Annotated in this window: 13 protein-coding genes and 1 pseudogene; 12 read left to right on the top strand and 2 right to left on the bottom strand. The window is 73.0% G+C overall.

What is annotated here, in order from left to right; translation table 11 throughout:
- Positions 1–9: 9 nt before the first annotated feature.
- Both FHX74_RS14050 and FHX74_RS14045 read right to left on the bottom strand, forming a co-directional pair.
- Positions 10–222: a hypothetical protein gene (locus tag FHX74_RS14050; protein ID WP_220483930.1), complete on the bottom strand. Its 213-nt coding sequence runs from the start codon at positions 220–222 to the stop codon at positions 10–12.
- 181 nt (positions 223–403) lie between these two features.
- Positions 404–1,060 carry a TIGR03085 family metal-binding protein gene (locus tag FHX74_RS14045; RefSeq protein ID WP_182560790.1) on the bottom strand — a complete coding sequence of 219 codons (657 nt, stop codon included), beginning with the start codon at positions 1,058–1,060 and terminating at the stop codon, positions 404–406.
- Positions 1,061–1,165: 105 nt separating this feature from the next.
- Between FHX74_RS14045 and hisI the strand changes: the two genes are divergently transcribed.
- The 12 genes and pseudogenes from hisI to FHX74_RS13985 all read left to right on the top strand — a co-directional run bounded on the left by hisI (position 1,166) and on the right by FHX74_RS13985 (position 17,077).
- Positions 1,166–1,564 (top strand): phosphoribosyl-AMP cyclohydrolase, encoded by a 399-nt coding sequence (hisI, locus tag FHX74_RS14040; RefSeq protein ID WP_182560789.1) that lies wholly within the window; start codon positions 1,166–1,168, stop codon positions 1,562–1,564.
- The gene (locus FHX74_RS14035) at positions 1,561–3,096 is read left to right on the top strand and encodes an anthranilate synthase component I (RefSeq protein ID WP_182560788.1); all 1,536 of its coding nucleotides are present in this window, start codon (positions 1,561–1,563) and stop codon (positions 3,094–3,096) included. The genes hisI and FHX74_RS14035 overlap by 4 nt, the downstream gene beginning before the upstream one ends.
- Positions 3,093–3,902 (top strand): Trp biosynthesis-associated membrane protein, encoded by an 810-nt coding sequence (locus FHX74_RS14030; protein ID WP_182560787.1) that lies wholly within the window; start codon positions 3,093–3,095, stop codon positions 3,900–3,902. Before FHX74_RS14035 ends, FHX74_RS14030 begins: the two co-directional genes overlap by 4 nt.
- Before the next feature lie 148 nt (positions 3,903–4,050).
- Positions 4,051–4,311: an HGxxPAAW family protein gene (locus tag FHX74_RS14025; protein WP_182560786.1), complete on the top strand. Its 261-nt coding sequence runs from the start codon at positions 4,051–4,053 to the stop codon at positions 4,309–4,311.
- Positions 4,312–4,355: 44 nt separating this feature from the next.
- Entirely contained in the window at positions 4,356–5,162 is an 807-nt protein-coding gene (gene trpC, locus FHX74_RS14020) for an indole-3-glycerol phosphate synthase TrpC (protein ID WP_182560785.1), read from the top strand.
- 103 nt (positions 5,163–5,265) lie between these two features.
- Positions 5,266–6,558, top strand: a pseudogene (gene trpB, locus FHX74_RS14015) (tryptophan synthase subunit beta); the annotation flags it as partial.
- Positions 6,559–6,671: 113 nt separating this feature from the next.
- A complete protein-coding gene (trpA, locus tag FHX74_RS14010; RefSeq protein WP_182560783.1) occupies positions 6,672–7,634 on the top strand; it encodes a tryptophan synthase subunit alpha in 963 nt (320 codons plus the stop codon).
- Entirely contained in the window at positions 7,631–8,278 is a 648-nt protein-coding gene (locus FHX74_RS14005) for a DoxX family protein (RefSeq protein ID WP_182560782.1), read from the top strand. Before trpA ends, FHX74_RS14005 begins: the two co-directional genes overlap by 4 nt.
- A 56-nt stretch (positions 8,279–8,334) precedes the next feature.
- Positions 8,335–9,315, top strand: a complete 981-nt coding sequence (lgt, locus tag FHX74_RS14000; protein ID WP_407941484.1) for a prolipoprotein diacylglyceryl transferase — start codon at positions 8,335–8,337, stop codon at positions 9,313–9,315.
- Between the two features lie 75 nt (positions 9,316–9,390).
- A complete protein-coding gene (locus FHX74_RS13995; protein WP_182560781.1) occupies positions 9,391–10,653 on the top strand; it encodes an acyltransferase family protein in 1,263 nt (420 codons plus the stop codon).
- 378 nt (positions 10,654–11,031) lie between these two features.
- Positions 11,032–15,618 (top strand): glutamate synthase large subunit, encoded by a 4,587-nt coding sequence (gene gltB, locus FHX74_RS13990; protein WP_182560780.1) that lies wholly within the window; start codon positions 11,032–11,034, stop codon positions 15,616–15,618.
- Positions 15,611–17,077 (top strand): glutamate synthase subunit beta, encoded by a 1,467-nt coding sequence (locus FHX74_RS13985; RefSeq protein ID WP_182560779.1) that lies wholly within the window; start codon positions 15,611–15,613, stop codon positions 17,075–17,077. The genes gltB and FHX74_RS13985 overlap by 8 nt, the downstream gene beginning before the upstream one ends.
- Positions 17,078–17,196: the final 119 nt, after the last annotated feature.

Genomic DNA, 17,196 nt, shown 5'->3' with positions numbered 1-17,196 from the left:
CGATCGCGATCAGCGGGGCGATCGGCGCCGGTTCCGCCCGCGCGAGCCGACGATCAGCAGCACACCGGCGACCGCCACCACGATGCCGATCACCAGCCAGGTCGGGTCCCCGGTCATGAAGCTGCCCGGGATCAGGTTGGCCCCCTGGCCGATCCACAGCAGCCCGACCAGGATCATCACGACGCCGACGACGAGCAGCACGGTCCGGACCACAGGCTTCATGCCCCGATCCTGACAGCCGGCACCAACGCGACCGGCGTGGCGCTCCGGCCGAGCGGCGCTCAGCCTGTCGGAACGTGCGCTGAGCCTGTCGAAGCGCCGCGCCCGACCGCACGCTGAGCCTGTCGAAGCGGGCCAGGCGGACCGTGCGCTGAGCCTGTCGAAGCGCCGCGCCCGACCGCGCTCAGACCCCGAGCGGACCGCTGGTGAGAGCGTCGACGGCGTCGGGTTCGCCGACCAGAGTGACGTCGGCGGCCCCGGTCCTGCCGAAGGCGAACAGGGTGATCTCGCTGGGCCGGCCGACCACGGTGACGATCCGGGAGCCGCCCTGGGCCCGGATGGTCTCCGGCTCACCGGAGGTGCCGTCGCCGGCGGCCCGCTCGAGGGTGACCCCGACCGGGGAGCGACGGAAGAAGGCCCGGCCCATCAGGTGCAGCCGCTTCCAGAGCCAGTCCTCGGTGGGCCGGTCCAGTCCGCGTGGCGGCAGCGGTGGGTCGCCCGCCCGCCGGACGTCCTCGTGGTGCACGAAGAACTCGATCGCGTTGGCCGGCTCGTCGACCCCGGGCAGCGCGAACAGCGAGAAGGGTCCGGGCCCTCGGCGGATCCGGTCGACCAGCTCGGGCCACGGCCAACGGGCCCGGGTCTCGACCATCCGCCGCTCGGTCAGCCCGGCCAGCGGCTTGGCCACCAGCCCGGCCGCCCCGACCGGGTCGTGCTCGCGCATCCAGAGGTGCGCGGCCAGGTCCGCGGCGTCCCAGCCCTCGCAGAGCGTCGGCGCGTCCGGGCCGACCGCGTCGAACAGGTCGGCCAGCTGGGTGCGCTCGGACTTCGCGAAGCTCATGACGCTCGATGCTAGGCGAGCGTCCCGAGCCGGTCCGCTGCGGTCGACACCCCACCCGGCGGGACGGCTGCCGGGTCGCGCACCCGGTGGGGAAACAATGGAGCGGTGAACGACGCCGCACCCACCGACACCGCGCCGGGTCTCGACCCGACCGTCGCCGCCCGGCTCAAGCGGGACGCCGCCGGGCTGGTCGCCGCCGTCGTCCAGGAGCAGCGCACCGGCGAGGTGCTGATGGTCGGCTGGATGGACGACGAGGCCCTGCACCGCACCCTGACCACCGGGCGCACGACCTTCTGGTCGCGGAGCCGCCGCGAGTACTGGGTCAAGGGCGAGACGAGCGGGCACCGGCAGTGGGTCCACGACGTCCGACTCGACTGCGACGGCGACACCCTGCTGGTCGCGGTCCGGCAGGAGGGCCCGGCCTGCCACACCGGCACCCGGAGCTGCTTCGACGCGTCCCGCCGGCTGGCCGCCGCCGTCACCGACCCGGAGCGGGCGGCGTGAGCGCCGCCACCACGGGTCCGGGCGGACCCGACGGCACCGTACGCCCGAGTCTCGAGGAGTTCCGCGAACTCGCCGCCTCCCGCCGGGTGATCGCCGTGCACCGCCGGCTGCTCGCCGACACCGAGACCGCGGTCGGCCTCTACGCCAAGCTCGCGGCCAACCGCACCGGCACCTTCCTGCTCGAGTCGGCCGAGCACGGCGTCTGGGCGCGCTACTCGTTCATCGGCGTCCGCACCGCGGCCACGCTCACCGAGAGCGGCGGGCAGGCGCTCTGGAGCGGCGACACGATCGCCGGTCTGCCCGACGGCGGAGAGCCGCTGCGCGCGGTCGCCGACACCCTCGCGCTGCTGCACACCCCGCGCGACGAGACGCTCCCGCCGTTCACCTCCGGCCTGGTCGGCTTCCTCAGCTACGACGCGGTCCGCCGGGTCGAGCTGCTGCCCGACACCAACCCCGACGACCTGAGGATCCCCGAGCTGGGCTTCCTGCTGGTCGGGGACCTCGCCGTGCTCGACCACCGGACGGGCGAGGTCTGGTTGATCGCGAACGCCATCAACGGCGACGGCACCGACGAGCGGGTCGACGAGGCCTGGGCCGACGCGGTCGCCCGGGTCGAGGCGATGACCGCCGCGATGGCCGCGCCCGCGCCGGCCGCCACGGTGGCCGCCGACCCGACGGCCACCCGCGCGCCGCGCCGGCAGCGCACCCCCGAGGAGTACCAGGACGCGGTCCGCGCCGCGGTCGAGGAGATCCACGCCGGCGAGGCCTTCCAGATCGTGGTGAGCCAGCGGTTCGAGCTGGAGACCAGCGCCGACGCGTTCGACGTCTACCGGGTGCTCCGGGCCACCAACCCGTCGCCGTACATGTACCTGGTGCGGATGGAGGGCTTCGACATCGTCGGGTCGAGTCCGGAGGCGCTGGTCACGGTCAGCGGCCGGCGGGCCACCACCCACCCGATCGCCGGTTCCAAGCCCCGCGGGGCCGACCCGGCCGCCGACGCCGCCTACGAGGCCGAGCTGCGGGCCGACCCCAAGGAGCGCTCGGAGCACGTGATGCTGGTCGACCTCGGTCGCAACGACCTGGGCCGGGTCAGCACCCCCGGCACCGTCGAGGTGGTGGAGTTCATGGACGTCCGCCGCTACAGCCACATCATGCATCTCGAGTCGACGGTGGTCGGCGAGATCGCCGAGGGCCGCAACGCGCTCGACGTGCTGCTGGCCGCCTTCCCGGCCGGCACGCTGTCCGGGGCGCCCAAGGTGCGGGCGATGGAGATCATCGACAAGCTCGAGGTCAGCCGCCGCGGGCTGTACGGCGGGGTGGTCGGCTATCTCGACCTCGCCGGCGACGCCGACGCCGCGATCGCCATCCGCACCGCGGTGATCGCCGACGGTGTGGCCTACGTCCAGGCGGGCGGGGGGATCGTGGCCAACTCCGACCCGGCCAGCGAGGACCTGGAGAGCCGGAACAAGGCCGCCGCGGTGCTCCGCGCCGTCGCGGTCGCCGAGACCTTCCGCCCGATCAGCGACCGGTGAGCGCGCCGACGGAGACCCGCAGCCGCAGCCTCGCGCTCGGCGGGCTGGCGCTGGCCGGGCTGGCCGGGCTCGTCACCGGCAGCCAGGCCTGGTGGCGGGCCCGCGGCGCCGGCGACCGGTCCTCGGGCGGGCTCGGCACCGCGATCGACGTCGCGTTCACCGGGACCGACGCCACCGGCGGGCTGACGGCCGCGCTCTCGGTGGTGGTGCTGGCCGGGACGTTGCTCGCGCTCGTGCTGCGGGCCACCGGGCGCCGCGTGCTGGCGGTGCTGGTCGCGGTGGTCGCCGGGGCGATGGCGGTGGTCGGGTTCCTCCGGCTCCGCCCGTCGGCGGCGGTGGTGGCCGACCGGGTGCAGCAGACGACGCTGCTCGACGCCTACCGGCTCGAGCCGACCTGGTGGAACCTCGGCTACGCCGCCGCCGGGCTGGTCGGTCTGGCCGCGGCCGTGCTGATGCTGCTCCGCGCCGGACGCTGGCCGCGGCGTCCCGACCGGTTCCGTCGGGACGCCGGGAGCCCGGCGGTGGCCGCGGCGAGCGTGCCCGCCGACCCGGACACCGACCCGGCCCGGTGGTGGCGTGCCCAGGACGCCGGGATCGACCCGACGACGCTCGAGCCGGGTGCGGACCCGGCGAGGCTCGAGCCCGCGGGGGACCCCGCCGAGGACGTCGCCGTCGACCCCACCGAGGAGGCTGGAACCGGGGCATCCGGATTTGGCGGAGGACCGAATCCCCTGGTGGGACGGCGGACCGCTGCGAAGCGGACCGCCGACGGTGATCTCCCGCGCAGGGACGCGCCCGACACCTGATCGTGACCTGGATTCGGATTCCGGAACCGGGAGAGCGACAATGACCGCGGGCCGTCCGTTCACCCCCGTCCGGGCGGAACCGTCACAGATCACACCTGACCACGACCAAGGTCGCCCCGGGGGCGGCCGTGACCGAGAGTGGGGACAGATGAGCGAGACGACCCGCCGGATCGACCCGTCGATCGAGGCGCTGCGTCAGGGCAAGCACGTCCACCACGGCAAGACGCCGGCGGCCTGGGCCGGATCGATGATCGCCCTCGCGGCGTTCTTCGTCGGCGGGATCGGGCTCGTCCTCGGACCCAACTGGGTCGTCTTCGGGGTCGGGGTGGCCATGCTGGTGCTGGCGCTGGTCGTCACCCGCGTGCTCCAGGTGACGGGCCACGGCGCCAGCAGTCGCCGCAGCCGCTGAGCGGCCGCACGGGAACTCGGACGAGGACACGGGCGGGACACGACATGGGAGTGCTGGACGAGATCGTCGAGGGCGTCCGCGCCGACCTGGCCGAGCGTGAGGCCGAGGTCGATCTGCAGACGCTGAAGGACCGGGTCACCAAGGTCGACCCGGCGCTGGACCCGATGCCGCGGTTCCGCGACGACGGGGTCGCGGTGATCGCCGAGGTCAAGCGGTCGAGCCCGAGCAGGGGCTCGCTGGCCGACATCCCGGACCCGGCCGCGCTGGCCGCCGAGTACGCGGCCGGTGGCGCCGCCGCGATCTCGGTGCTGACCGAGCGCCGCCGGTTCGGCGGCTCGCTGGCCGACCTGGTCGAGGTCCGTTGCGCGGTGGAGATCCCGGTGCTGCGCAAGGACTTCATCGTCACGCCGTACCAGTTGTTCGAGGCCCGCGCCGCCGGGGCCGACCTGGCGCTGCTGATCGTGGCCGCGCTGACCGACGACGAGCTGATCTCGCTGGTCGAGCGGGCCGTCTCGATCGGGCTGACCCCGCTGGTCGAGGTGCACACCGAGACCGAGATCAGCCGGGCCGTCGACGCCGGCGCCCAGCTGATCGGCGTCAACGCCCGCAACCTGCAGACCCTCGAGGTCGACTCGACCACCTTCGCCCGACTGGCCCCCAAGATCCCCGACGGGATCGTCCGGGTGGCCGAGTCCGGCGTCCGCGGCCCGCACGACGTGATCGAGCTGGCCCAGGCCGGCGCCGACGTGGTGCTGGTCGGCGAGGCCCTGGTCACCGGACGCGACCCGCGAGCCGGCGTGGCCGACCTGGTTGCGGCCGGGGCACATCCCGCGCTCTCGCACCGATGGTGAGGCCGGTCCGGGGCTGACCGCGCCCTCCGGCGAGCTGTTCGCCGGGGCCGCTCGGCCCACACGGCTTGTCTGCAGCGTTTCGACCGAGCACCGTGGAGGAATCATGTCCGCACCGACCCAGACCAGCGCCCGCACCGACGACGGGACCCCCGGCACCTCCGGCCCGAACGGCGGCGAGGCCCGACTGCTGCCCGACGCCGGTGGCCACTTCGACGCCTTCGGCGGCCGGTTCGTCCCGGAGGCCCTGTTCGCCGCCCTCGACCAGCTCGACCGCGAGTTCACCGCGGCGATGACCGATCCGGACTTCGCCGCCGAGCTGCGGGGGCTGCTCACCGACTACACCGGGCGGCCGAGCCCGATCACCGAGGTGCGCCGGTTCGCCGAGCGGGCCGGCGGCGCCCGGATCGTGCTCAAGCGCGAGGACCTCAACCACACCGGCAGCCACAAGATCAACAACGTCCTCGGCCAGGCCCTGCTGACCCGCCGGATGGGCAAGACCCGGGTGATCGCCGAGACCGGCGCCGGCCAGCACGGCGTGGCCACCGCCACCGCCGCGGCCCTGTTCGGGCTCGAGTGCCGGGTCTACATGGGCAAGGTCGACACCGAGCGCCAGGCCCTCAACGTCGCCCGGATGCAGCTGCTCGGCGCCGAGGTGATCGCCGTCGAGTCGGGCACCCAGACGCTCAAGGACGCGATGAACGAGGCGATGCGCGACTGGGTCGCCTCGGTCGACACCACCCACTACCTGATCGGCACGGTGGCCGGTCCGGCCCCGTTCCCCAAGGTGGTCCGTGAGTTCCAGCGGGTGATCAGCACCGAGGCCCGCGCCCAGCTGCTCGACCGCTACGGCCGGCTGCCGGACGCGGTCGCCGCCTGCGTCGGTGGTGGGTCGAACGCGCTCGGGATCTTCGCCGACTTCGTCCCCGACGACGGCGTCGCGCTGTGGGGCTTCGAGGCCGGCGGAGACGGGCTGGAGACCGGCCGGCACGCGGCCACCATCAGCGCCGGCGAGATCGGCGTGCTGCACGGGATGCGCACCTACGTGCTCCAGGACGAGGACGGCCAGACCAAGGAGAGCCACTCGATCTCCGCCGGTCTCGACTACCCGGGCGTCGGACCGGAGCACAGCTGGCTGGCCGCCACCGGCCGCGCGCACTACGAGCCGGTCACCGACGCCGAGGCGATGGACGCCTTCCGGCTGCTGGCCGAGACCGAGGGCATCATCCCGGCGATCGAGTCGGCGCACGCGCTCGCCGGCGCGCTCCGGCTGGGTCGTCGGTTGACCGCCGAGAGCCCCGACGCCGACCCGCTGATCCTGGTCAGCTTGTCCGGTCGGGGGGACAAGGACGTCGACACCGCGATGGCCTGGTTCGCCGACCTCGACGGTCGCGCCGACACCCTGGACAGCGCGGCCAACCCCGACCCGACCGCGCCCGAGGTGGAGCCCGGTGAGCCCGACGCGGGCGTCGGCGCCGATCCGGTGGGCAGCGGCAGCGGGGAGATCCAGCGATGAGCACCGCCGCGCCGGACCCGCGCGCCTTCGACCCCGGGATCAGCGGGCGGGTGCTCGCCGCCGCCCGGGCCGAGGGCCGCGGGGCCCTGGTCGGCTACCTGCCGGTCGGCTACCCCGACGTCGAGAACTCGCTCCGCGCCGTCCGCGCGCTGACCGGCGAGGGGGAGCGTCCGGGTGTCGACCTGGTCGAGGTCGGGATGCCCTACAGCGACCCGGTGATGGACGGTGTCACCATCCAGAAGGCCGGCACCCGGGCGCTCGAACGCGGCGTCCGCACCGCGGACGTGTTCCGGGCCGTCGAGGCGGTCACCGCCACCGGGACCGCCGCGGTGGTGATGATCTACTGGAACCTGGTCGAGCGCTACGGCGCCGAGCGGTTCGCCCGTGACCTGGCCTCGGCCGGCGGGGCGGGCCTGATCACCCCCGACCTGACCCCCGACGAGGCCGACGACTGGCTGGCCGCCTCCGAGGCGCACCACCTGGACCGCATCTTCCTGGTCTCGCCGTCCTCGACCGACCAGCGGCTGGCGGCCACCGTCGAGTCCTGCCGCGGCTGGATCTACGCCACCTCGGTGATGGGTGTCACCGGCACCCGGACGCAGAGCTCGACGCTCGCGCCGTCGCTGGTGGCCCGGGTCCGCGCGCACGCACCGGACGCGCTGGTCGGTGTCGGCCTCGGGGTCTCCAACGGCGCGCAGGCCGCCGAGATCAACCGCTACGCTGACGCCGCGATCGTCGGCTCGGCCCTGGTGCAGACGCTGGTCGACGCCGACGAGGCCGGGCGTCCCGACGACCTCGCCGGGTTGCGCGCGGTGGTGGCCGACCTGGCCGCCGGCGTCCGCACCCCGGCGGCAGGCGGGCCGACCCCGGCGTCCGCCGCGACCTCCACCCCCGACCCCGCTGGTGCCCCCGCTCCGGCCACCCACACCCCGGTGACCGCAGGCACCCCTGGGTCGTGAGCCCCGCGCGGCGGCCCGGCACCCCCGGGCCGCGCTGGTCGGTCTGGGCCCGCACCGTGGTCCGGCTGCTGCTGGCCGCGGTGTTCGTGGTCGCCGGCGCCAACAAGGTGCTCGACCTGCGGATCTCGATCGACTCGGTGGAGGCCTACCAGCTGCTGCCGGCCCCGCTCGCCCACGTGGTCGGCGTCGGGCTGCCGTTCGCCGAGATCGTCCTCGGCCTGGTGCTGGCCGCCGGCCTGGTCACCCGGGCCGCGGCCGCGGTCGCCGCCGTCGTGCTGGCCGGGTTCACCGCCGCGGTGGTCTCCGTCGCGGCCCGAGGGATCGACATCGACTGCGGTTGCTTCGGCGGCGGGGGACCGGTCGCGCCGGGCCAGACCGGCTACGGCCTGGAGATCGTCCGCGACCTGCTGCTGCTCGCCGCCGCGGTCTGGCTGGTGGTCCGGCCGGCCACCCGGCTCAGCCTGGCCGGCGGCCTGCACCGGCCGGACGACCCGGCCGAGCCCGCCCCCGAGGAGCCTGTGACCACGTCCGGGTCGGCCTCCGCCGACGACCTCGGCGAGCTCGACCGGCTCGACGCCCTCGACCGGCTCGACGGGTCCGGCGACCCGGACGGCGCCTGGGCCCAGCCTCGTCGAAGGACATAGCGGCCCGGTCGGCATAGGGTTCCAGGGTGCCGGATCCAGCCAGCCTGCCCAGTCTCGTGCCGCTGTTCATCCCCAGCCCCGCTCGCGGGGTGTGGGAGCCGTTCGGCTTCCCGATCCGGGCCTACGCGCTGTGCATCATCGCCGGGATCGTGCTGGCGATGATCATCGGCACCAAGCGCTGGGTGGCCCGCGGCGGGCAGCGCGAGACCGTCGAGTCGGTGGTCGTGGTCGCGGTGCCGTTCGGGATCGTCGGCGCCCGGATCTACCACGTGATGACCGACCCCGAGCTCTACTTCGCCCCGGGCCGGGTCTGGTACCACGCCTTCTTCATCTGGCAGGGCGGGCTCGGGATCTGGGGTGCGGTGGCGCTCGGTGCGCTCGGCGCCTGGCTGGTCTGCCGGCGTCGGAAGGTCCGCTTCCCGGCGCTGCTCGACGCCCTCGCCCCGGGCGTGGTCGTCGCGCAGGCCGTCGGCCGGATCGGCAACTACTTCAACCAGGAGCTGTTCGGGCGTCCGACCACGCTGCCCTGGGGCCTGGAGATCTCGCTCGCGCACCGGCCACCCGGGTACGAGCAGTACGCCACCTTCCACCCGACCTTCCTCTACGAGCTGGTCTGGGACCTGGCGGTGGCGGCGGTGCTGGTCCTGGTCGACCGCCGGTTCCGGCTCGGGCACGGCAAGGTCTTCACCCTCTACGTGATGCTCTACTGCGCCGGCCGGTTCTGGATCGAGGCGCTGCGGATCGACGACGTCAACCGGATCGGCGGCTTCCGGCTGAACAACTTCACCTCGGCCATCGTCTTCGTGGTCGCGCTGGCGGTGTTCGTCTACCTGGTGCGGACCCGGCCCGGCCGCGAGCCGGTGGTCGAGGGGCCGGGCCCGACCGCCGGCGACGATCCTGCGGCGTCGTCCGGGACGGCCGAAGAGACGGGCGAGACGACCGGCGCGACGGCGGAGCAGGAGACCGGTGCGGGGGACCGCGCCACCGCCGACGCGGCCACCGACCGCGGCGGTCCGTCCGGCGGTGACCGGGCCTGACCTCCTTGCCGGTTTTGCCACCAGCGCTGTAAACGACCCCTAGGCTGCCCGTGGTTCATAGCGACGGGGGACGACATGACCACGGTTTCGGCGCGCCTGAAAGTTTCATCGCGACTGAAGAGGCTCTACGAGCTCGATGACCACCGCGACCGCATCCTGCCGATGGAGGGGTTGCGGGGCTTGGCGGTGCTGCTCGTGTTCTGCGTGCACATCCGGCTCTTCAACGTGTGGGTGCGGCCCGACGCGGGGATCGAGGTGCCGATCAACGTCGGCTGGCAGCTCGGCCAGTCCGGCGTCGACCTGTTCTTCGTGCTCAGCGGCTACCTGATCTACGGGGCGGTGATCCGCCGGCCGATCCGCTACGACCGGTTCCTGACCCGCCGCGTGCAGCGGATCTACCCGGTCTTCCTGGTGATGTTCGCCGCCTACGTCGTGCTCGACCTGGTGCTGCCCGACAGCCACCGGATCCCGTCCGGCGTGCTGCCGGCGATCGGCTACCTGGCCGAGAACCTGGCGCTGCTGCCCGGGATCCTGCCCATCACCCCGCTGCTCACCGTGGCGTGGTCGCTGAGCTTCGAGTTCTGCTACTACCTGCTGATCCCGGTCGCGGTCCTCGCGCTGCGGATGCGGGCCTGGCGCCCGTGGGCGCGGATCGCCTTCTTCGCCGGGGTGTCGGTGCTGATGTTCGTGCTCGGCTGGGCCGGGCACGCCGACCTGATCCGGATGGCGATGTTCCTGGCCGGCGTGATCGTGTTCGAGATCCTCAACGGGTTCGGCTGGCGGCCGACGCCGCGCTGGGAGCTGCTGGCCGTGGTGGTCGCGGTGCTCGCGCTCGGGTGCCTCACGCTGTTCGAGGTCGACCCGCGCGGCGGTCCCGGTCTGCTCGGGCTGCCCGGCGCGGTGGCCGCGACCGACCGGCTGCTGGTGCTGTTCGTCGCTTTCGGGCTGCTCTGTCTGGTCGGCTTCCACGCCCAGGGGCCGCTGCGCCGGGTGCTGGTCTGGACCCCGCTGCGCTGGCTGGGCAACATGAGCTATTCGTTCTACCTGGTCCACAGCCTGGTGCTGAAGGCGCTGGCGATGGTGCTCGGCCGGGTGCTGCCGGCCCAGCCGCAGTCGCCGGTGGTCTACGTCGGGCTCTTCGTGGTCGCCTTCGCCACCGCCTGGGTCGCGTCCAGCGCCCTCTACGGGCTGGTCGAGCGGCCGTTCTCGCTCGGTCGGGCGGCCCGGCGGGCGCGGCGATCGACGGCTGCGGCGGTGGCGCTGCTCCCGGCCGCCGTCGTGCCCGCGGTGCTGCCGGCTGTCGCGCCCGTCGCGGCGGACGAGGTCGCCCCGGGCTGATTCGACGCTTTTCCGCCCACACACGCATCCGGGCACACCGGTCCGGAGAGAAACACCACTGGTCGCACTCCTGCTCTAGACTCGATCGGGCCGCCGCCGGAGCGACCACATTGCGGGCAGACCAGTCCGTGATGCGGGACGCGCTGCGCTAGGCTCGCCCGACACATGGGCCAATGCCGTCCCGCACGACGACGACTGATGTCCGACGTCCCGTCGGCAGGGCAGGACCGCCCGCTGCCACCCCCGGGACCCGCATCCCGGAGCCGCCCGGCCACGCCGCGGCGGAGCACACCACGCCCCCGGACCCAGGTCCCGGGGTGTTCGCCATGATCCGCGTCCAGCCGGCCGACCAGCCCGGCTCCGACCACGGGAGTAGCCATGTCTGTGGGGCAGTCTCTCCAGCCGACGAACAGCCAGCCGAACCGTCCCGGTTTCCCGGTGGCGCAGGGCCTGTACGACCCCGACTTCGAACGCGACGCGTGCGGGGTCGCCTTCGTCGCGACGCTGACCGGCGAGGCGAGCCACGACATCGTCGCGCAGGGCCTGCGGGCGCTGCGGAACCTCGACCACCGCGGGGCGACCGGCGCCGACGCCCAGGCCGGTGACGGTGCGGGCATCCTGATCCAGGTCCCGGACGCCTTCCTCCGCGCCGTCTGCGCCGAGGCGGGCATCGAGCTCCCGGCCGCCGGGAGCTACGCGGTGGGCAACGCCTTCCTGCCCGCCGAGCCGGAGGCCGCCGCCGCGGCCAGGAGCCGGATCGAGGAGATCGCGGCCGAGGAGGGCCTGCGGGTGCTCGGCTGGCGCGAGGTGCCCACCGACGCCACCCTGCTCAGCGAGATCTCCAAGTCGGTGATGCCGCACTTCGAGCAGCTGCTGGTCGCCGGCGCGCACACCCCGCTCCAGGGTCTGGCCCTCGAGCGGCTGGTCTACTGCCTGCGCCGTCGCGCCGAGCACGAGGCCGGGGTCTACTTCCCCTCGCTGTCGTGCCGGACCCTCGTCTACAAGGGCATGCTCACCACCGAGCAGCTCGAGCTGATGTTCCCCGACCTCGGCGACGGCCGGATGACCAGCGCGCTCGCCGTCGTCCACTCGCGGTTCTCGACCAACACCTTCCCGGCCTGGGAGCTCGCGCACCCGTACCGGATGATCGCCCACAACGGCGAGATCAACACCGTCAAGGGCAACCGCAACTGGATGCGGGCCCGCGAGGCGCTGCTCAAGTCCGACCTGATCCCCGGCGACCTGGAGCGGCTGTTCCCGATCTGCACGCCGGGCGCCTCGGACTCGGCCTCCTTCGACGAGGTCGTCGAGCTGCTCCACCTCGGCGGCCGGTCGCTGCCGCACGCCGTGCTGATGATGATCCCCGAGGCGTGGGAGAACAACGCCGAGATGGACCGGCTGCGGCGCGACTTCTACGCCTTCCACTCCTGCCTGATGGAGCCGTGGGACGGCCCGGCGGGCGTGGTGTTCACCGACGGCACCGTGGTCGGCGCCACCCTCGACCGCAACGGTCTGCGTCCGGGCCGCTACTGGGTCACCGACGACGGTCTGGTGGTGCTGGCCTCCGAGGCCGGCGTGCTCGAGCTCGACCAGTCCCGGATCGTCTCCAAGGGCCGGCTGCAGCCCGGCAAGATGTTCCTCGCCGACCTCGAGCAGCACCGGATCGTCTCCGACGAGGAGATCAAGAACTCACTGGCCGCGGCCGAGCCCTACGGCGAGTGGCTGACCGCCGGCCGGCTCGGTCTGTCCGACCTGCCCGAGCGCGAGCACGTCGTGCACAGCCACGCCTCGGTCACCCGGCGCCAGCAGGTGTTCGGCTACACCGAGGAGGACCTGCGGGTCATCGTCGCCCCGATGGCGGCCAAGGGCGCCGAGCCGATCGGCTCGATGGGCACCGACAGCCCGGTCGCGGCGATCAGCGACAAGCCGCGGCTGCTGTTCGACTACTTCAGCCAGCTGTTCGCGCAGGTCACCAACCCGCCGCTGGACGCCATCCGCGAGGAGCTCGTCACCTCGCTGTACAACACCATCGGCCCCGAGCAGAACCTGCTCGAGCCCGGTCCGGCGTCCTGTCGCCGGCTGGTGCTGCCGTTCCCGGTGCTCGACAACGACGACCTGGCCCGGATCCGGCTGATGAACCGGGACGGCGACCTGCCCGGCTACGCGGTCTACGTGGCCCGCGGTCTCTACGAGGTGGCCGGCGGCGCCGAGGCGCTCGAGGCCAAGCTCGACGAGCTGTGCGCCGAGGTCAGCGCGGCAATCGAGGCGGGGGCCCGGACGATCATCCTGTCCGACCGGCACTCCAACGCCGAGCTCGCGCCGATCCCGTCGCTGTTGTTCACCGCGGCGATCCACCACCACCTGGTCCGGGAGAAGACCCGCACCCAGGTCGGGCTGGTGGTCGAGGCCGCCGACGTCCGCGAGGTGCACCACGTCGCGCTGCTGATCGGCTACGGCGCCGCCGGCGTCAACCCCTATCTGGCGATCGAGACCGCCGAGGACCTGGCCCGGCGCGGGGTCTACCTCGACACCGAGCCGGAGATCGCGGTCAAGAACGTGGTCAAGGCGCTCGGCAAGGGCGTGCTCAAGGTGATGAGCAAGATGGGTGTCTCCACCGTCGCCTCCTACACCGGGGCGCAGATCTTCGAGGCGCTCGGGCTCAGCCAGTCGGTGGTCGACCGCTACTTCACCGGCACCACCAGCAAGCTGGGCGGGATCGGGCTGCCCGAGATCGCCCGCGAGATCCAGGCCCGGCACCTGCGGGCCTACCCGGCCGACGGCATCCCGCTGGCGCACCGCCGGCTCGAGGTCGGCGGCGAGTACCAGTGGCGCCGCGAGGGCGAGCCGCACCTGTTCGACCCGGAGACGGTGTTCCGGCTCCAGCACTCGACCCGGTCCGGCCGCTACGACATCTTCAAGGCCTACACCAACCACGTCGACACCCAGTCCGAGCGGCTGATGACGCTGCGCGGCCTGCTCAAGTTCAAGACGGCGGACAACGGCGGCCGTCCGCCGGTGCCGATCGAGGAGGTCGAGCCGGCCAGCGAGATCGTCAAGCGGTTCTCCACCGGCGCGATGAGCTACGGCTCGATCTCGCAGGAGGCGCACGAGACGCTGGCCATCGCGATGAACCGGCTCGGGGCGCGCTCCAACACCGGCGAGGGCGGCGAGGACAGCGAGCGGCTGCACGACCCGGAGCGGCGCAGCGCGATCAAGCAGGTCGCGTCCGGCCGGTTCGGGGTGACCAGCGAGTACCTCACCTACGCCACCGACCTGCAGATCAAGATGGCCCAGGGCGCCAAGCCCGGCGAGGGCGGGCAGCTGCCCGGGCCGAAGGTCTACCCGTGGGTGGCCAGCACCCGGCACTCGACGCCCGGCGTCGGGCTGATCAGCCCGCCGCCGCACCACGACATCTACTCGATCGAGGACCTCAAGCAGCTCATCCACGACCTGAAGTGCGCCAACCCGGCCTCCCGGGTGCACGTCAAGCTGGTGGCCGAGGTCGGGGTCGGCACGGTCGCGGCCGGGGTGAGCAAGGCCAAGGCCGACGTGGTGCTGATCTCGGGCCACGACGGCGGCACCGGCGCGGCACCGCTGACCTCCCTCAAGCACGCCGGCGGCCCGTGGGAGCTCGGCCTGGCCGAGACCCAGCAGACCCTGCTGCTCAACGGGCTGCGGGACCGGATCGTCGTCCAGGTGGACGGCCAGCTGAAGACCGGTCGTGACGTGGTGATCGGCGCCCTGCTGGGGGCCGAGGAGTTCGGCTTCGCCACCGCGCCGCTGGTGGTGAGCGGCTGCGTGATGATGCGGGTCTGCCACCTCGACACCTGCCCGGTCGGCGTGGCGACGCAGAACCCGGAGCTGCGGGCGAAGTTCGGCGGCAAGCCGGAGTTCGTGGTCAACTTCTTCACCTTCATCGCCGAGGAGGTGCGCGAGTACCTCGCCGAGCTCGGCTTCCGGTCCATCGAGGAGGCCGTCGGCCACGTCGAGGCGCTCGACGTCGCGCCGGCGGTCAGCCACTGGAAGGCCCACGACCTCGACCTCGGTCCGGTGCTGCACCGTCCCGAGCTGCCCGAGGGCAGCCCGCTGCACAACGTCACCGGTCAGGACCACGGCCTGGACGCCAAGCTCGACCAGCAGCTGATCGAGCTCTGCCAGCCGGCGCTGACGAACGGCGAGCTGGTCCGGGCGACCCTGCCGATCCGCAACGTCGACCGGACCGTGGGCACGATCCTCGGCCACGAGGTGACCAAGGCCACCGAGGGCCGGGGGCTGCCCGAGAACACCATCGACATCACCTTCACCGGCTCGGGCGGCCAGAGCTTCGGCGCGTTCCTGCCGGCCGGGGTGACCCTGCGGCTCGAGGGCGACACCAACGACTACCTCGGCAAGGGGCTGTCGGGCGGGCGGCTGATCGTCCGGCCGGCCCGCGACGCCGGCTTCGTCGCCGAGGAGCACATCATCGCCGGCAACGTGATCGGCTACGGCGCGACCTCGGGAGAGATCTTCATCCGCGGTCAGGTCGGCGAGCGGTTCTGCGTCCGCAACTCCGGGGCCACCGCGGTGGTGGAGGGGCTGGGCGACCACGGCTGCGAGTACATGACCGGCGGCACCGTGGTGGTGCTCGGCGGGACCGGGCGCAACGTCGCGGCCGGCATGTCCGGCGGCGTGGCCTACGTGCTCGACCTGGACGCCGGCCGGCTCAACCGCGAGATGGTCGACCTGGTCGAGCTCGACGCCGAGGACGAGGCGACGCTGCGGCGCCTGGTCACCCGGCACCACGAGGAGACCGAGTCGGCGGTGGCCGAAGGGCTGCTCGCCGACTGGGATGTCGTACTCGGCCGGTTCGTCAAGATCCTGCCGCGCGACTACGCCCGGGTGCTCAAGGCCCGGGCCGAGGCCGAGGCCGAGGGCCTCACCGAGAACGAGACCACCCTGCGCATGATGGAGGCCGCGAATGGCTGATCCCCGAGGGTTCATCACCACCCCGCGACGGGTCGCCGAACGGCGTCCGGTCCAGGAGCGGGTGCACGACTGGAAAGAGGTCTACCCGGGGTCGCCCGGCCGGGCCGTGCTGCCGATCATCAACGAACAGGCCGGACGCTGCATGGACTGCGGCATCCCGTTCTGCCACACCGGTTGCCCGCTGGGGAACCTGATCCCGGAGTGGAACGACCTGGTCTGGCGCGACGACTGGGAGGAGGCGCTGCAGCGGCTGCACGCCACCAACAACTTCCCGGAGTTCACCGGGCGGCTCTGCCCGGCACCGTGCGAGACCGCCTGCGTGGTGGGGATCAACCGTGATCCCGTGACCATCAAGAACGTCGAGGTCGCGATCATCGACAAGGGCTGGGACGACCGTCGGGTCACCCCGCAGCCGCCCGAGTGGCACACCGGCCGGACCATCGCCGTGGTCGGCTCGGGGCCGTCCGGACTGGCCTGCGCCCAGCAGCTGACCCGGACCGGCCACACCGTCGCCGTGTTCGAGCGGGCCGACGCGCCCGGCGGTCTGCTCCGCTACGGGATCCCCGAGTTCAAGATGGAGAAGCGGGTCCTCGACCGCCGGATCCGGCAGATGAAGGACGAGGGCACGATCTTCCGCTGCGGGGTCGAGGTCGGCAAGGACGTCAGCTGGCACGAGCTGCAGAAGCGCTACGACGCCGTGGTGCTGGCCATCGGCTCGACGGTGGCGCGCGACCTGCCGGCACCGGGGCGTGAGCTGAAGGGGATCTACCAGGCGATGGAGTTCCTGCCCCAGGCCAACCGCGCCGCCCGGGGCCACGCGCCCGAGCAGCAGGTCACCGCCGAGGGCAAGAACGTGATCATCATCGGTGGCGGCGACACCGGCGCGGACTGCCTCGGAACCGCGATCCGGCAGCAGGCGAAGTCGATCACCCAGCTGGAGATCATGCCGACCCCGCCGTCGGATCGCCCGGCCCACCAGCCGTGGCCGACCTACCCGATGACCTACCGGGTCTCCTCGGCCCACGAGGAGGGCGGCGAGCGGGTGTACTCCAGCTCGACCTCGGAGTTCCTCGGCGACGAGGACGGCAACCTGCGGGCGCTCAAGATCAGCGAGGTGACCTTCGAGAACGGCCGGTTCAACCCGGTCGAGGGCACCGAGCGCGAGATCCCGGCCGAGCTCGTGCTGCTGGCCATGGGCTTCGTCGGCCCCGAGTCGACCTCCGTGGTCGAGGACCTCGGCGTCGAGCTCGACCAGCGCGGCAACATCGCCCGGGCCGACAACTACGGCACCAACGTCGACGGGCTGTTCGTCTGCGGCGACGCGGGCCGCGGCCAGTCGCTGATCGTCTGGGCCATCGCCGAGGGCCGGGCCTGCGCGGCCGGGGTGGACGCCTTCCTGTCCGGCACCACCAAGCTGCCGCGGCCGATCCCGCCGACCGCCCGCCAGATGATGGTCTGAGCGCCCCGGACCACGCAGGACCAGGCACGACGGACGGTGCCCCGAGCCACAGGCTCGGGGCACCGTGCTTTCCAAAAAGGGTGGCAATCGTCCTCTTCTCGCGCCAATGGCAGAGGACG

It is taken from the genome of Microlunatus kandeliicorticis (assembly GCF_014137855.1).
Lineage (GTDB): Bacteria > Actinomycetota > Actinomycetes > Propionibacteriales > Propionibacteriaceae > Microlunatus > Microlunatus kandeliicorticis.
The sequence above is the reverse complement of the archived record's forward strand: the minus strand, read 5'-3'. Positions and strand labels throughout refer to the sequence as shown.

What these genes read in the sequence shown, in the direction of transcription:
- FHX74_RS14050 (WP_220483930.1), bottom strand. Translation starts at nt 222, where the DNA reads ATGAAGCCTGTGGTCCGGACCGTGCTGCTCGTCGTCGGCGTCGTGATG.
- FHX74_RS14045 (WP_182560790.1), bottom strand. Translation starts at nt 1,060, where the DNA reads ATGAGCTTCGCGAAGTCCGAGCGCACCCAGCTGGCCGACCTGTTCGAC.
- FHX74_RS14025 (WP_182560786.1), top strand. Translation starts at nt 4,051, where the DNA reads ATGAGCGAGACGACCCGCCGGATCGACCCGTCGATCGAGGCGCTGCGT.
- trpC (WP_182560785.1), top strand. Translation starts at nt 4,356, where the DNA reads ATGGGAGTGCTGGACGAGATCGTCGAGGGCGTCCGCGCCGACCTGGCC.
- trpA (WP_182560783.1), top strand. Translation starts at nt 6,672, where the DNA reads ATGAGCACCGCCGCGCCGGACCCGCGCGCCTTCGACCCCGGGATCAGC.
- FHX74_RS13995 (WP_182560781.1), top strand. Translation starts at nt 9,391, where the DNA reads ATGACCACGGTTTCGGCGCGCCTGAAAGTTTCATCGCGACTGAAGAGG.
- gltB (WP_182560780.1), top strand. Translation starts at nt 11,032, where the DNA reads ATGTCTGTGGGGCAGTCTCTCCAGCCGACGAACAGCCAGCCGAACCGT.
- FHX74_RS13985 (WP_182560779.1), top strand. Translation starts at nt 15,611, where the DNA reads ATGGCTGATCCCCGAGGGTTCATCACCACCCCGCGACGGGTCGCCGAA.